This is a genomic window from Bryocella sp. (assembly GCF_058498515.1).
Map to the genome: position 1 here is coordinate 81,563 of NZ_JBMHYI010000021.1, position 15,918 is coordinate 97,480.

Annotated in this window: 11 protein-coding genes; 8 read left to right on the forward strand and 3 right to left on the reverse strand. The window is 63.3% G+C overall.

The window, feature by feature from the left end:
• Nucleotides 1-375: 375 nt before the first annotated feature.
• On the reverse strand, nucleotides 376-1,824 hold the full coding sequence (locus AC5E6W_RS06325; protein WP_491751419.1) for an amidohydrolase: 1,449 nt from the start codon (nucleotides 1,822-1,824) through the stop codon (nucleotides 376-378).
• Nucleotides 1,825-2,267: 443 nt separating this feature from the next.
• On the opposite strand from AC5E6W_RS06325, the gene AC5E6W_RS06330 reads away from it, so the two are divergent.
• The 3 genes from AC5E6W_RS06330 to bglX all read left to right on the forward strand — a co-directional run bounded on the left by AC5E6W_RS06330 (nucleotide 2,268) and on the right by bglX (nucleotide 8,419).
• Nucleotides 2,268-3,551, forward strand: a complete 1,284-nt coding sequence (locus tag AC5E6W_RS06330; protein ID WP_491751420.1) for a M20/M25/M40 family metallo-hydrolase — start codon at nucleotides 2,268-2,270, stop codon at nucleotides 3,549-3,551.
• Nucleotides 3,552-3,605: 54 nt separating this feature from the next.
• Entirely contained in the window at nucleotides 3,606-5,849 is a 2,244-nt protein-coding gene (locus AC5E6W_RS06335) for a transferrin receptor-like dimerization domain-containing protein (RefSeq protein WP_491751421.1), read from the forward strand.
• 260 nt (nucleotides 5,850-6,109) lie between these two features.
• Entirely contained in the window at nucleotides 6,110-8,419 is a 2,310-nt protein-coding gene (bglX, locus tag AC5E6W_RS06340) for a beta-glucosidase BglX (RefSeq protein ID WP_491751422.1), read from the forward strand.
• Nucleotides 8,420-8,443: 24 nt separating this feature from the next.
• Here bglX and AC5E6W_RS06345 read toward each other — a convergent pair whose 3' ends face one another.
• The gene (locus AC5E6W_RS06345) at nucleotides 8,444-10,165 is read right to left on the reverse strand and encodes a pectate lyase-like domain-containing protein (protein ID WP_491751423.1); all 1,722 of its coding nucleotides are present in this window, start codon (nucleotides 10,163-10,165) and stop codon (nucleotides 8,444-8,446) included.
• A 223-nt stretch (nucleotides 10,166-10,388) separates the two neighbouring features.
• Between AC5E6W_RS06345 and AC5E6W_RS06350 the strand changes: the two genes are divergently transcribed.
• Nucleotides 10,389-11,447: a LacI family DNA-binding transcriptional regulator gene (locus tag AC5E6W_RS06350; RefSeq protein WP_491751424.1), complete on the forward strand. Its 1,059-nt coding sequence runs from the start codon at nucleotides 10,389-10,391 to the stop codon at nucleotides 11,445-11,447.
• Here the strand turns inward: AC5E6W_RS06350 and AC5E6W_RS06355 are convergent.
• Entirely contained in the window at nucleotides 11,444-12,604 is a 1,161-nt protein-coding gene (locus AC5E6W_RS06355; RefSeq protein ID WP_491751425.1) for an MFS transporter, read from the reverse strand. The two genes, AC5E6W_RS06350 and AC5E6W_RS06355, sit on opposite strands and share 4 nt — an antisense overlap.
• A 293-nt stretch (nucleotides 12,605-12,897) precedes the next feature.
• Between AC5E6W_RS06355 and AC5E6W_RS06360 the strand changes: the two genes are divergently transcribed.
• From AC5E6W_RS06360 to AC5E6W_RS06375, 4 genes are all read left to right on the forward strand, one after another.
• On the forward strand, nucleotides 12,898-13,269 hold the full coding sequence (locus tag AC5E6W_RS06360) for an NADH-quinone oxidoreductase subunit A (protein ID WP_491751426.1): 372 nt from the start codon (nucleotides 12,898-12,900) through the stop codon (nucleotides 13,267-13,269).
• 79 nt (nucleotides 13,270-13,348) lie between these two features.
• Nucleotides 13,349-14,035, forward strand: coding sequence for an NADH-quinone oxidoreductase subunit B (locus tag AC5E6W_RS06365; protein WP_491751427.1), 687 nt, complete (start codon nucleotides 13,349-13,351; stop codon nucleotides 14,033-14,035).
• Between the two features lie 3 nt (nucleotides 14,036-14,038).
• Nucleotides 14,039-14,707: an NADH-quinone oxidoreductase subunit C gene (locus tag AC5E6W_RS06370; RefSeq protein WP_491751428.1), complete on the forward strand. Its 669-nt coding sequence runs from the start codon at nucleotides 14,039-14,041 to the stop codon at nucleotides 14,705-14,707.
• Nucleotides 14,704-15,858: an NADH-quinone oxidoreductase subunit D gene (locus AC5E6W_RS06375; protein ID WP_491751429.1), complete on the forward strand. Its 1,155-nt coding sequence runs from the start codon at nucleotides 14,704-14,706 to the stop codon at nucleotides 15,856-15,858. The genes AC5E6W_RS06370 and AC5E6W_RS06375 overlap by 4 nt, the downstream gene beginning before the upstream one ends.
• Nucleotides 15,859-15,918: the final 60 nt, after the last annotated feature.

A 15,918-nucleotide genomic window follows, 5' to 3' on the forward strand; every position in this document is an offset into this window, starting at 1 on the left:
ACCTTTCCCTTTGCGTCCACCGGACGAAGGACGAAATGGCCAAAATGTTGAAGTAAAAGTGATACAGCGGGGTACGTACACCAGGTTTGTGAAGCGGTCAGTCTTGAACGAGACAGCCAGCGACATCGACTACAAAAGTTCCGACACGACGCCCTCAGCGGGTAGGGACTGGCGCTGTGCCGAATGTCCGGAGAAGGACACTTCGGACTTCAGTGGAGGAAAACTGCTTTGTGACGATGTGGTGAATGTACTATGATTTTGCTCCCTGTGCAACCAACATTTGGTCTTTTTCCGTCTCCTGATATGCGCTATTTCAGAGGGATAGAAAAAGGGCGGAAGGTTATCCCCTCCGCCCCCTATCTATCTTTGTTTGAGCTATTTGCCGCGGTAGTCGATCAGCGGCTTCTGTCCCGGCGGGATCGGCGAGCTGTACGTTTTGCCTGCCGTCTGCTTGGCGAAGTCAACCTTGGCGTCTGCCACCAGCTGGGGGGTGGTGAACAGGTCGATCGCGGTCAAAGCAAGGGCTTTGGACGCGACCACCATGCCCGTTTGACCGATGCTCATGCCAGCTGAGGCGGCTGCCTGCCAGGAATGGGCCGCCACGCCCGGCACAAAGGTCGCCGTCGAGAAGCCGATCGTCGGCACATTCCAGCTCACGTCGCCTACGTCGGTCGAGGCCGAAGGCTGGTTCGGGTCGTAGACGTGCAGCGGCTGGATCTTCTCGGTGATGTCCAGCGGCGGGATGCTCTCCGCGTTCAGCGACTTCTGCAGCTCGAGCGCGAAGGCCTTCTGCTCGGCCGTCATGGTGTAGCCGCCGACCTCTTCTAGGTTCTTCTGCGCGACCGGGGCCAATGCATCGTTGGGGATGATGTTCGCGTCGCTGCCGATGTCCGTCACCTCAAGGGTTGTTCCGGTCATCAACGCCGCACCCTTGGCGACGTTCAGGATGCGCTCCCATACCCCCGCGAGGGTCTGGTTGAAGGGGCTGCGGGCCATCAGGTCCATCTGCGCCAGGTCGGGGACGATGTTCGGAGCCGCCCCACCTTTGGTGATGATGTAGTGAATGCGGGTCGTCGCGGGCACGTGCTCGCGCATGTATTCCAGGCCCGTGCCCATCAGCATCACCGCGTCCAGTGCCGAGCGGCCACGGTCGGGAGACATCGCCGCATGCGCAGCGACGCCATGGAACGTAAACTTCGCGGAATCAACGGCCAGGGCTCCACCATTCGCGACGACGTTGGCGTTGCCCGGGTGCCACTGCAGCACCACGTCGACGTCCTTGAACAGCCCGTCGCGCACCATGTAGACCTTGCCGGAACCGCCCTCTTCCGCGGGAGTCCCGTAGTAGCGCAGCGTCCCTGCGATGTGGTGCTCGACCATGTACTGCCGCACGGCAACCGCAGCCAGCGCGGCGCCGGCGCCTAGCAGGTTGTGTCCGCAGCCGTGGCCCGGAGCGCCGTCGACGACGGGATCGCGATCCGGAACGGCCTTCTGCGAGAGGCCCGGCAGGGCGTCGAACTCGCCCAGAATGGCAACGACCGGCTTGCCTGATCCATAGCTGGCGATGAAGCCTGTTGGCTCATCGGCTACACCGGCCTCGATAGAGAAGCCAGCCTCCTTGAGGTTCTTCTGCAGCAGAGCGGAGCTCTTGGTCTCGTGATATCCCATCTCGGCGTTGTCCCACACCTGCTTGGAGACATCCTTCCACTGCTGCGCGTGCTCATCGACGAGCTTTTGCAGCTCTTTGTGGGAAGAGACGGAAGACTGCCCCCAGGTGACGGGAGCAAGGGCGAGCATGGCGCAGGGGGCAAGCAGACGCTTCATAAAAGAAATCCCTCGTGGTTTGGGTGCTGAGGTTAAGCGGCGAAGGCCAGTAAATACGCGGGTGCGGCGCACCGGCAGATGCGCGTTCGGTGCACCGGCGCAGGGCCTTCGCGCAGGGGAGCAGGGTTGACACTCGATGAAACTGTGATTACAACCGATGCTATCGCGATACATGCGGTGTCACGCAACCGGAGCCAGGAAACTGGCTTCAGCAACCGGCACCACCCTTCTGGCGCCACGCAATCAAGGGGAGCGGCGGGCCCATTCGCTCTGCTTTCCTCGCCGCCGTGTCTCTGCAGTGTTCTTCGCCGGCGCGAGAGGTAGACGCTTCGGGTTCCTACGCTCTCGCAACGAGTCTTCCAGCCTGTCTTGTCCCGGCGCTGTGTGACGGTAGAGTCCACCCGTGGCTCGCCGGACTCCCGCCGGATCTCCCGGAGTCCCGCATGTTTCTTGGAAGTCAGAAGCAAGCCACTCGCCGCGCCGTCGCGGCTGGTTGCTGTATCGCCCTCGCCCCTCTCTTCGCCGTTACGTCGCCAGCCGCCGCGCAGACGCCTACTGAGATCCTTGCCAAGCCTGAGGTTCAGAGGGCGATGGCGACGATCAAGGAGAGCGAGTCGCACTTCGTCGACGAGCAGATTCGTCTCTGCGAGATTCCCGCGCCGCCGTTCCACGAAGACAAGAAGGGTGCCGAGCTCGCGAGGCTCTTCAAGGCCGCGGGCCTGCAGAACGTGCGCATCGACAAGGCCGGGAACGTCCTCGGGGACAGGCCTGGCGCGCAGGCGCATCCGCATCTCGTCATGGCTGCTCACCTCGATACGGTCTTCCCCGAAGGCACCGACGTGCACGTGACGCGCACCGGAAACCTGCTTAAGGGGCCCGGCATCGGTGACGACTGCCGCGGACTGGCCGCGCTGCTCTCGGTCATCAACGCGATGCAGAAGAACGCCCTGAAGACCAATGGCTCCATCACCTTCGTCGCCGACGTCGGCGAAGAGGGCCTGGGCGATCTGCGAGGCATGAAGGAGCTCTTCGGCACCACGATGAAGGGTCAGATCGACGAGTTTATCTCGATCGAGCCGGGTGAAGCGGACCGCGTGAGCAATGGCGGCGTCGGCAGCTATCGCTACAAGGTCACCTTCAGTGGCCCGGGTGGTCACAGCTATGGTGCCTTCGGGCTCGTAAATCCGATCGCGGCGATGGGCCGTGCGATCGCATACATCGATCAGATCGTTCCGCCCAAGGATCCCCGTACCACCTTCAACGAAGGCGTGGTCGGCGGCGGAACGTCGGTGAATTCGATTCCCTTCGAAGCCTGGTTCGAGTTCGATGAGCGCTCGCCCGACGTGAAGTCGCTCGATGAGATGGACGCGAAGTTCAAGGCCGCTGTGCAGAAGGGTGTCGATGACGAGAACGCCCGCTGGGGGAAAGGCAAGATCACCGTCAAGCTGGAGACGCTGGGTGTGCGTCCCGCCGGCCAGACGCCGCTCGATTCGCCCATCGTGACCACTGCCTCCGCCTCCGTCAAAGCGCTGGGCTTCGGCGAGGCCAGCTACGGTGCGGGCTCGTCCGACTCCAACGTGCCCATGCATCTCGGCATTCCGGCCATCACCATCGGCGGTGGCGGCAAGGACGCCGGAGCCCACTCGCTCAATGAGACTGACGACATCACCGATTCCTGGAAGGGGCCGCAGAACGCCCTCCTCATCGCTCTCTCCCTCTTGAAGTAGCAGTTTGCCGACTTCTTCACAAAACGATTCAAGCAACCTCATTGAGGAGTTGTTATGCGTAAGTACAGTGCCCTGCTGCTGACGATGTCGATGGCCGCGTATGCGGTCGCACCGATGCAGCCCGCCCCGCTTCGTGGCTATTCCGCGGAACATTCCACTGCTGAGATCGACTGGGAGAAGAAGTTCCGCGCACTTCCCGAACAGGACCGCCTGCGCGAGAACATGCGCCGGCTCGCCGCCCGCCCGCACCACGTTGGCTCGCCCTATGACAAAGACAATGCCGAGTGGATGGTCGCGCAGCTGAAGTCCTACGGCCTCGATGCCAAGATCGAGGAGTTCGAGGCACTCTTCCCGACTCCGAAATCCCGCAAGCTCGAGTTGCTGGGGCCGAAGCCCTTCACGGCGAAGCTCCAGGAGCCCGCAATCGCCGTCGATCCGACGTCGAACCAGAAGGACGAGGCGCTGCCTACCTACAACGCGTACTCCAGGGACGGCGATGTGACCGCGCCGGTGGTGTACGTAAACTACGGCGCACCTGCCGACTACGAAGAGCTCGAGCGGATGGGAGTCTCGGTCAAGGGTGCGATCGTTCTGGCTCGCTACGGTCAGACCTGGCGTGGCATCAAGCCCAAGCTCGCCGCTGAGCACGGCGCGGTGGCCTGCCTCATCTACTCCGATCCGAAGGACGACGGCTACGAGCGCGGCACCATCTACCCCGAAGGCCCAATGCGTCCGCCGGATGGCGTGCAGCGTGGCTCCGTGATGGACATGCCTGTGTATCCGGGCGATCCACAGTCGCCGGGAGTCGGTGCCAAGAAGGGCACCACCGGTCTGATCCCGCTGGACAAGGTCCAGACGATCACCAAGGTTCCGGTGATGCCGATCTCCTACGCGGACGCGACGCCTTTCCTCGAGGCTCTCGGCGGCCAGACGGTGCCGGAGTCATGGCGCGGCGCTCTGCCGCTGACCTACAAGACCGGCCCCAGCACGGTGAAGGCGCACTTCGCGGTGTCCTTCAACTGGGACCGCAAGCCGCTGTATGACGTCATCGCGACGATCCCCGGCGCGGTGTATCCGGACCAGTGGGTAATCCGCGGCAACCATCACGATGGCTGGGTGAACGGCGCAGGCGATCCTATCTCCGGCGCAAGCCCTGAGCTCGAAGAGGCACGTGGCCTCGGCGAGTTGCTGAAGCAGGGATGGAGGCCCGCGCGCACCATCATTTACGCGTGGTGGGACGGTGAAGAACCCGCGCTGCTCGGCTCGACCGAGTATGCGGAGTACCACGCCAAGGAGCTCAAGGAGCACGCCGTGGCGTACTTCAACTCCGACGGCAACAGCCGTGGCTTCTTCCGTGCCGAGGGTGCGCATTCGCTGGAGAACTTCATCAACAACGTAGTCAAGGACGTCGACGATCCTGAAACCCACATGCCGGTATGGCAGCGCGTCCGCATGGCAGGCCGCGTCCGTGCAGGCCGTGGCGGTGGCGAAGGCGGCGCAGAAGACCGCAACCGCGCTGACACGCGCATCGGCGCTCTGGGCTCAGGCTCGGACTACACCGTCTTCATCGATCACCTCGGCATCCCCAGCGCTAACATCGGCTACGGTGGCGAGGACGAGGGCGGCGGGCAATACCACTCCATCTACGACGACTTCTATTGGTACACGCACTTCCAGGACACGGACTTCGCCTACGGCAAAGCCCTCGCGCAGACCGGCGGCACGCTGATGATGCGCATGGCCGACGCCGACGTGATTCCGTTCCAGTTCACCGACGAAGCCGAGACCATCAAGGGCTACGTGGGTGAGGTGGAGAAGCTCGCAACCACGCTGCGCACGCAGATCAAGGAGCGCAACGCGAACCTCTCCGAGGGGGCGTACAAGGCGGCAGCCGACCCGAAGAAGATCAGCGTTCCACCGGCCGTCGACACGGTTCCTCCGTACTTCAACTTCGCTCCCCTGGACCAGGCGTCGGATGACTTGACGGCTGCCGCGGCGGCGTATGAGAAGGCCGCGACGGCCCACGCCACCTCGGCTGATCCGAAGGTGAACATGGAGCTGATGAAGGCGGAGCACGCTCTTACCGACAGCAAGGGCCTCCCGCACCGTCCGTGGTTCGAGAACATGGTCTACGCTCCCGGCTTCTACACCGGCTACGGCGTGAAGACGCTGCCCGCGATTCGCGAAGCGATCGAGCAGAAGGACTGGCCGATCGTCGACAACGAGATCGCCCGCACTTCCGCGGCGATCGAGCGCGAAGTGGAGGTGTTGAAGACCGCTACTGCCGACCTCAAGTAACCACCAATCAGTACGACACAACAGGTGCTGTCCTCGTGCCCCAGGCACAAAGGCAGCACCTGTTTTTTACGTCGATCAAGTCCGCCGAAGCAGGGCTGTCTCGGTCGCGTCTCTGTCGATCTCGCTCGAAGTCTGTTCCATGATCTGGAGACAACCGATTGTCTAGAAGGATTTTGTCGCCGCCTTTGTTGACAATGACTGTGCGCATGTTGCCTCATGGGAAAGCTTTGCGATTCTCCTTCACGGAGTTGCTCCTCTTCATGCCCCCTTTTCGCAATCTCACTCGGGCCGTCTGCAGGTACGACTTCTTCCGTACGATCCCACTTTCGGCGCTCGCTCTGTGCCTCGCTGCGCCCTTCGCCGGCGCGCAGGCGCCACAGGATCGCGACGCCGCGATGCATCGCTTCGTCAGCGGCCTGATGGCGAAGATGACGCTGGCGGAGAAGATCGGGCAGATGTCGCAGATCGCCCAGCATGCCCCGCCCGTGATTCCGCATGAAGAGAGCATCCGCAAGGAGCAGGTGGGGTCGTTCCTCTTCGTGCGCGATCCAAAGGAGATTGATCGGCTGCAGCATATCGCTGTCGAAGAGACGAGGCTGCACATCCCACTCATCTTCGGTTTCGATGTCGTGCATGGCTACCGCACCATCTATCCCATCCCTCTCGCGATGGCTGCATCGTGGGATCCTTCCGTCGCCGAACACGCACAGCATATGGCCGCGCGTGAGGCCAGCGCGGTGGGTGTGCGCTTTGCCTTCGCGCCCATGGTCGACATTGCGCGCGACGGCCGATGGGGTCGCATCATGGAGGGCGCGGGCGAAGATCCGTACCTTGGATCGAAGATGGCGGCAGCGCAGGTGAAGGGTTTCCAGGGTGACAAGCTCGGCGCGCCGGACAGCATCCTTGCCAGCGTGAAGCATTTCGCCGGCTATGGCTTCGTCGCGGGAGGGCGCGACTATGACGAGTCGGAGATCAGCGAAAATCTGCTTCAGAACGTGGTCCTGCCTCCGTTCCATGCGGCCGAGCAGGCCGGAGCGGCGACCTTCATGGCCGCTTACATGAACCTCAACGGTATCCCTGCGAGCGCGAACAAATGGCTGCTGACGGATGTGCTTCGCAAGCAGTGGGGCTTTCAGGGCTTCGTCGTCAGCGACTGGGAGACAGTGCCGAACCTCGTGACCCATGGCTACGCCGTGGACCATACGGACGCCGCGGCGCGAGCAGTGAACGCGGGTGTCGACATGGAGATGACCTCGCACGACTACATCGATCATCTGGAACAGGATGTGAAATCGGGCAAGGTCAGCATGGTGACGATCAACGACGCCGTCCGCCGCATCCTCGAAGCAAAGTACAGGCTCGGGCTCTTCCAGCATCCCTATGCACCAGCGGGAGCGGCTGAGCGCGAGCTCGTCTCGGCAGAGCAGCGACATGCTGCGAAGCTTGCCGCAGAGCGCACCGCGGTCCTGCTCCGCAATGAGAACAAGACCCTTCCGCTGAACCGCAGCATCCGCTCGCTCGCTGTGGTTGGAGTGCTTGCCGATTCGAAGGCCGACACGATGGGCTCCTGGAGCCTCGCCGGCCACTACGACGACACGGTGACGATCCTCGAGGGCCTGCGAGCGAAGGTGGGCAAGAGCATCGATGTGCGCTACGCGAAGGGTGTCGAGCTCGAGCGACCTGACGAATCCATCTTCGACGCGCAGTTCCATAGTCCGAAGCCAACACTGCTCACTCAACAACAGAAGGACGCGGCGTTCCAGGAGGCGATCGACACCATCAAGCGCAGCGATGCTGCTGTGCTAGTGATGGGCGAGTTGCAGAGCATGAACGGTGAGCGTGCCTCACGCCAGTCTCTCGATCTGCCGGGCGATCAGGAGAAGCTGCTCGAGGCGGCGGTGGCTACCGGTCAACCCGTGGTGCTGGTGCTCCTCGCGGGACGGCCGCTTACCATCACGTGGGCTGCTCAGCATGTGCCCGCCATCCTCGACGCCTGGTACCCCGGCACCGAAGGTGGCAACGCTGTCGCCGATCTGCTCTTCGGCGATGCGAACCCGGGAGGCAAGCTGCCCATCACATGGCCGCGCAACGTGGGCCAGGAGCCGCTCTACTACAACCCCACCGAGAGCCAGATTCCCCATGATCGCAACACCATGTACTGGGATGGCTCCAACGCTCCGCTCTATCCCTTCGGCTATGGCCTTAGCTACGCGAAGATCGGCATCGGAGGCCTGCAACTCTCAGGTGGCGAACTGCACGCCCGCGGCACGCTGAACGCGAGCGTGACGCTGCACAACGAGAGCGACGTCACCGGCGACCAGGTAGTACAGCTCTACGTACATCAGCGCGCGGGCCTCGCCGCAAGGCCGGTGCGCGAGCTCAAGGGCTTCGAGCGCATCACGCTGCAGCCTGGCGAGACCCGCATCATCACGATCCCCGTGAAGGCGGAAGACCTGCGCTATTGGAGCGCTGCCGACCATGGCTGGCATGAGGGGGCGGGCGCCTTCGACGTTTGGGTAGGTGACTCGTCGATGGCGAGCGAGCATGCGACGTTTGTCGAGAAGCCGTAGCGCGGTCGCGAGAGTCCACGCGCTCTACTTCCCTGAAGACACGGGAAACTCCGTCAGCCTGGGGTCCACGCGGTTTGGCCCACATTTCGTAGGCTCGCCCGCGTCGTCGACGATATGCCGAATGCCGCCGTTGGTCTCCAGGCAGACGGTGACCATGTCGTGGAAGCGCACGCCTGGCGTCTTCGGCGTCTCGAACGCATGCGAGAGAAAGACGTCCGGATGAGTGAAGACGCTGTAGACGCCGAGCCCCCACGCCTCGTGCTGCTTCACGCCATCGGCTACCTTGTAGGCAGCCCATCCCTCCACGCCTTTCGCGCTGCTGTAGGCGGCCTGCGTCGGTGGATCATAAGGGATCTCTGACTGGTAGAAGTACGTGCGTCCGCGCTCGCCATTCCACTGCACCTGGAAGCGCTGATGGTGCTCGACGAAGAGGCCATAGACCGTCACATCGTCGCCGTTGACCAGTAGGCCGGTGTTGCTCAGGTTCTGCGTCCAGCCGACGCCCTTGCCGTGGTCTGCGCGCCAGATCCAGGTATGGTCCACGATGGTGCCGAGGCTGTTGATCTCCAGGTTCACATCGGCCTGGCCCAGGCTGGCGCCGCCGATGCGGAAGAAGACATCTTGCAGTGCGATCGGACGGTCGCCGTGGTCAGCCTTGCTACCACGCGGCCCGACCTGCAACAGCACGGGCGATTGCTGTTCTCCGGCGTCGATGAGCACACCCGCGATGTCGATCCCGTCAGCATCCGCGGTCTCGATGGCCGCAGTACCTCGCGTGGGCTTCAGAGTCGCAAACCCGAGGCCCAGCACGACAGTGTTCGCGCGCGTGACATGTAGCGCGCCGTCGAGCTCGTAAGTCCCGGGTGTCAGCAGCAGGTTCTTTCCGTCCGCGAGCTGCGCATTGATGCTGGCAGCCGTATCGCGGCCGGGCTGCGCGATGTACACCTCGGAGAACGGGACGCTGCGAGTTGTCGCAATCGAGCCGTGGCTCCAACTCGTCCCGGTCGTATCCTTCATCAGCGCGGGGACGACGATTCTCCAGTGCTGCGGATCATCGGCGACAAGGTAGGGTTTCTCGATCTGGAGCGGCGTTCGTGCGATGGTGGTAAACGCCGGCGAAGGCCACAGGTTCGCGGGCGCCTGCGGCACACCGACGAAGACCATGTTCCAGTTCGACCCCGTCCAGCTCTTCCACTCGGAGTTGCGCGAGATCCACTGCTGCTGCGAACCGGAGTCCACACGGCCGTCGACGAGAGTGTCGGAGATCCACCCTCCAGAGGCCCATCCCCGGTGCCTGTGCAGTGCGAGCGCGCCCATCACGTGCAGGCGGCGCATCGGTGCGGCCTGCGAAACGGCCCACTCCATGACGCCATCGGAAGGGGTGACGGAAAGGTTTTCTATCGCACGCCAAAACGTCGTGGTTGCGTTGTTGTCACGGCTGGCGGGTTCCGCATACACGTCCCCGGAGAGATGGGTCGCATCGGGCGTCGCGCCGAGCCCCGCGACCTCGGTGTAGAAGCCGACCGGCAGATTGAGGTGGTACTCGCCCGGGAGAAAGAGGAAGGCGTGGCGACCGCTGCCGAACTCGGCGTGGCGCTGGGTGGCATAGAGCTCGTTGATTGCCTTCTGTATCTGCGCGGGCGGGGTTGCAGGGGAGAAGATCGTTACGTTGGGGCCCAGATCCGGGCCCTGGGCCCGAGCCGCGAGCGCCAGGCTGAAGAACGCCAGGGACAGCCGAAGTCTCATCGCGCACAACCATAGCGTAGAAAACAAGCGTTTGTCTCCAACTTTCTTATCCCACGATGTTTCGTCTCCCGTCTTGAAAAATGCAGCTGCTCTTTCGAGCCGTTAGGACGGGCAGGCTGGTGTAGGAGCTTCTCGCCCGGCGCCTCGCAGGCCGTCTTCAACGGCGTTGCCAGCGCCCCGGCGTTTGGAGCGTTGTTTCCCTTGCACTAGACTGGCAGCGTCCATGCCTCGCAAACGCGCTGCCGATCCCAAACCCGGCGAAGCCAGCCGCCCCGTAAGTCTCAAGATGCTCGCCGAGTATCTGGATCTGAGTCCTGCGACCGTCTCCTTCGTGCTGAACAATGCCCCCAATCGCTCGATTCCGGAGCGCACGCGCGAACGAGTGCGCGAGGCGGCGAAAAAGTTCGGCTACAAGCCGAGCCATATCGCCCGGTCGCTCCAGGGTGCGCGCACCTTCACCATCGGTGTGCTGCTGCCGGAGATAGGAAACGGCTATCACTCGCAGGTGCTGGAAGGCGCTGCCGAGGTGCTGATGAAGAATGGCTACTTCTTCCTCACCGCGCACCACCGGCACAAGGTGGACCTGGTGGACGAGTATCCCGGGCTCCTCATCTCGCGCGGAACGGAAGGCCTGCTGTTCATCGACACGCATCTCGAGAAGGCTCCAGCGTGCCCCGCGGTGACCATCGCGGCGCATTCGGCGCTGGCCGGAGTCTCGAACGTGGTCCTGGACCATGAGCGCGCCGCGGAACTCGCGTTAGGCCACCTCTATCGCCTTGGACACCGCCGCATCGTCTACATGCGCGGACAGGAGTTCAGCTCGGACTCGCGCGCTCGCTGGAACGCGACCCTGCATGTGGCGCGTTCGCTGGGACTGACCATCGCGCCGGAGCTGGTGATGCACCTGGACCGCGACAGCCATTCACCGGAACTCGGCTACGAGCGCATGCAGCAGATGCTGATGCGCCGCCGCGACTTCACGGCGGTGCTTTGCTTCAACGACGTGGCGGCATTTGGCGTCATCCGTGCGCTGGCTGATGCTGGTCTCCGCGTGCCGGACGATGTCTCGGTCGTGGGCTTCGACGACATTCTCGCAGCTGAGTTCTACACGCCGCGCCTCACCACCATCCGCCAGCCACTGCAGCAGATGGGAGCCGTTGCGGCATCGCTGCTGCTGGAGAAGATCAAGGGCGCCAGGACCGCGGATCTCACACGCATCGAACCCGAGCTCATCGAGCGCGAGTCGACCGCGAAAGCCGTGGCGGCGAAGAAGCGAAGCTAGCCTGCCTCTGCCCGGCCGCGCCTGGCCAGCAGCGCATTGGCAATCGCGCCAAGCAGCATCAGAAACCCGCCCACCAGCGACACGTAGAGCCCTCGTGTCAACGAGTGCGTCGCGTTCGACACGATGCCTGTGAGCAGCGGCAGCGCCGAGGCCCCGCAGCCCGCCGCTAGGAAGACCAGGTTGCCGCGCTCGCCCTGCTCCAGCCAAAGCGCTAGCGCGAGCGGGTAGACCGGTCCCAGCGCGAAGCCTGCCACCAGCGCACTCAGAGACATGCTCCAGCTGGTGTGAACCACCACCAGCGCCCCGATCGCGGCGGTGAGCAGCGCGGGAGCCACCGCCAGCACCTTGCGCTCGCTCAACGCCGCCACACGCGGGAACGAGTGCACCAGCCGCCCCAGCAGAAGACCGAGCCAGAGGCAGGTGATCGTGTCCAGCGTACCGGTTGTCGCCAATCCCGACCGGCGGCTGTAGGTCGTCAGCCAGCCGCCGAGGCTGCTCTCGACTCCCGTCGACATGGGGATGACCACGAGTAGCGCGAGGCTGACCCAGGCCGCATGGCGCAGGACGGACGGGGCGCTGGGGGCCACCCGTTCTGCGAAAGACACCGGTTCCGTCTTTGCCGCGGAAACCTCGGTCAGCATCAGGAGAGCCGCTACGGCCAGCAGGAAGAACGCGATCGCGGCCCCCATCAGCACCGCATTGAGGCTCCAATGGGAGGCGCCGCGCAGCAGGATCGAGGGCGCGAAGCAGGCGCCCAGCGACCAGACCAGGTTGAGTCGCGAAAGTTCGGCGGAGCGACGGTCGGCGTGTCGCCGCGATTGCATGAGGCTTACCGACGTCATCACCGCGCCTAGTCCGAAGCCCAGCAAAGAGATGGCGATGTAGCTCCCCAGGCGGCTGCCGGAAGCCATGCCCACGAGCCCCGCGGCGACGATCAGGCAGCCCGCCGGAGCGACTCGCGTCAGTCTTCCTCGTGCGGTGAGGGCCCCCGCGCTGGAGAAGAGAAATGACAGGAAGAGCAACACGCCGGCGTCGCGGTCGTTGAGGGACCAGCGGGCCAGCAACTGCGGCAGCACGGTGCCCGGAAGAACCACGCCAAAGGCGGTCGCGGCAAAGAGAGCGTAATTCAGGCCTTCACTGGGACGATCGTTCGACACGCGAGAGCGAGTGTACCGTGGACGAGCGCTTGCCAGTGCGAGAACCTGGCGCGTTGAGCGCTGGCGGTCTGCGCGTTCTTCTCCAAGTTGACGGCGGCTTCACATCACCGCGAACCAACGGTGCTGCCATCACTTCCACGCTGTATGCGGTGGCTGGAGACGAATCTAGCGCGCGTGGTTTCCAACGGCGGCGTACCCAGGATGAACATGCAACTGTGCGCGCCATCACTTTCAATGCCGCGCTGGTCAGGGAATCTGGTACGGTGTTGTCGTCATCACGAAGGGATTAGAGCGTGTTCGCTGGTCCATATCTGCCGATCGTCGTGCTGCTGGCTGGAGGTCTCGGCTTCGCGCTTGCTCCCCTGGGGATGGCGTGGCTGTGGGCCTATCTGTATTCGCCGAACAAGCCTGGGCTGGACAAAAACGCCATCTACGAATGCGGTCTTGAGACCCATGGCGATGCCTGGGTGCAGTTCAAGCCCGGCTACTATCTGTACGCAATCATCTTCCTCGTCTTCGATGTTGAGGTCGTCTTTCTGTTGCCCTTCGCTACCGCCTTCACAAGGCTCGGCGCAGGCGAGTGTGTCGCCATGTTGGTCTTCATCCTTCTGCTGGTGGAGGGCCTTGCCTGGGCCTGGCAAAAGGGTGTTCTCACGTGGTCCTGATGTCTTGTCATCTTCCTTTGCTGCGGCGGTGGGACGTCGCGCGTGGTTCTAACTGCTGCATGAGCAACCGGGATCTGCTATGGATCAAACACTGAAGCACGAGCTCAGAAGCCAGGGTGTGATTGCCACCACCCTGGAAGAGCTTTACAACTGGGGCCGCCGCAGCTCTCTGTGGCCGTTGAACTTCGGACTGGCCTGCTGCGCCATCGAGATGATCGCGACCACGATGGCCCGCTACGATCTCGCGCGCTTCGGCGCGGAGGTCTTCCGGCCCTCGCCGCGCCAGGCCGACCTCATGATCGTCTCCGGCACCATCACGAAGAAGATGGCGCCGCAGGTGGTGCGCCTCTACAACCAGATGGCCGAGCCCAAATATGTGATCTCGATGGGCGCCTGCGCCATCTCGGGAGGCCCATTCAAGCAGGGTTACAACGTGCTGAAGGGCATCGACCGCTACATCCCCGTAGACATCTACATTCCTGGCTGCCCTCCGCGGCCCGAGGCGCTGCTGGAAGGCTTCATGGCCCTGCAGCGCAAGATCGATGAGCAATCACTGACCGGTCCGGATCGCCCCCGCCACCTGAACTCCGCGGAGCCCAGCGAGTTTGTGGCGCCGAAGTTCGGAGCGCACGATCTCGAGCCGCCGATGAATCCCAGCGTGTGGCATCCGCCGCTGGTGCAGATTGGCGTGGCTCCTCCCAAGCCAGCCCCTGCAGCACACGCCGCAGCAAAGCCCGCAGTCACTCCTACGACGGGGGGCGCATAGACCATGGAACTTCAAGCCCTCAAGCTGGAGATCGAGAAGAACGTGCCTGGCGCGGTCGTGGAGATCATCCCCAACCCGAGCCCCTCGGCGCAGCACTCGCTGCTGGTGGACAACGCGCATGGTTTTGCCGTCGCAACCTTCCTGCGCGATGCCACGGAACTCAAGCTCGACTACTGTTCGAATGTCACCGGTGTCGACTGGCCGACGCGCGAGATGAGCGAGAAGATCAAAGTCAAGAAGACGGTCGAGGGCCCCGATGGTCCCATCGAGAAGGACGTCGACGAGGTCCGTAAGTGGACCACGCCCGCCTATCTCGAGGTCGTCTATCACCTGTACTCGATGACCCTCGGCACCGGCCCGGTGGTATTGCGCTTCCGCACCGCGGACCGTGGCGAGAACGTCCATGTGCCTTCGATGTATTCCGTTTGGCGTTCGTGCGATCTGCAGGAACGCGAAGTCTTCGACCTGTACGGCGTAATCTTCGACGGCCATCCCGACCTGCGCCGCTTGCTGATGTGGGAAGAGTTCGCTGACTTTCCCATGCGCCGTGACTACGTCGATCCCGATGACTACGAGTACGAGCCCACACCGCACGATGAGGTGCTGGTCCGTGCCAAGGCGCACTATCCAGCCGCGCCGGTTGCATCCTCGACAGAGGAGGGAAACGCATGAGCGCCATCGCGACACTTCCTTCCACCGCGACGTTCCTTGAAGGCGAAGATGGCGGCCAACTGCTTGAAGTCTCCATGGGGCCGCAGCACCCGTCCACGCACGGTGTCTTCCGCATGGACGTCGCGCTCGATGGCGAGACGGTGGTGAAGCTGAAGCCCGTCTTCGGCTACCTGCACCGCAATCACGAGAAGATTGCCGAGAACGAGACCTACCTCGGCTCCATGCCGTACACCGATCGCCTCGACTACTTTTGCTCGCTGACCAACAACTGGGGCTATGCGCTGGCCGTCGAGACACTGGCAGGCATCGAGGTCCCGGAGCGCGCGCAGTACATCCGCGTCATCACAGCGGAACTCACGCGGCTGCAGAACCACGCGTCGCTGGTCGGCTTCCTGATGCAGGACATGGGCGCCAGCGGCACGCCGCTGATGTACGCCTTCCGCGAGCGCGAGAAGATCCTCGACCTCTTCGAAGGCCTCACCGGCGCACGCATGATGTGCAACTACATGCGCTTCGGCGGCTGCCGCTGCGACCTGCCCGCGGGCTGGCTCAACGGAGCGAAGAAGGTCGTCGCCGAGTTCCCCAAGTTCCTCGATGAGTTCGAAACACTGCTGGTCGGCAATGAGATCATCATGGCCCGCACGCAGGGGGTGGGCGTGCTCTCCAGGGAGCTCGCCATCAGCGCCGGCATCACCGGCCCGATGCTGCGAGCTTCCGGCGTGAACTACGATCTGCGCAAGGTCGACAAGTACGGCATCTACGATCGCTTCAGCTTCCGTGTTCCCCTCGGCGATCACGGCGACGTGTACGACCGCTACATGATGCGGCTGCTGGAGATGCGCGAGAGCCTCAAGATCCTCGAGCAGGCCATCAAGGACATTCCGGAAGGCCCATTCACCGACCCGAAAACCAAGGTCCGCAACTTCCGCCCCAAGGTTGGTGAAGCCTACGGCCGTATCGAGGCGCCCAAGGGCGAACTTGGTTTCTACGTCATCAGCGATGGCTCACCGAACCCGTATCGCTATCGTGTACGGCCACCGAGCCTCATCAACCTCACCGTGCTCGAGGACATGTGCCTCGGCAGGAATATCGCCGACGTGGTCATCACGCTCGGCTCGATCGATATCGTCCTGGGCGAAGTCGATCGCTAGCAGCAGACGGTTTCAATATTGAACGATTGTGCGTACGCGCGCCGAAGCGCAGCGAAACGC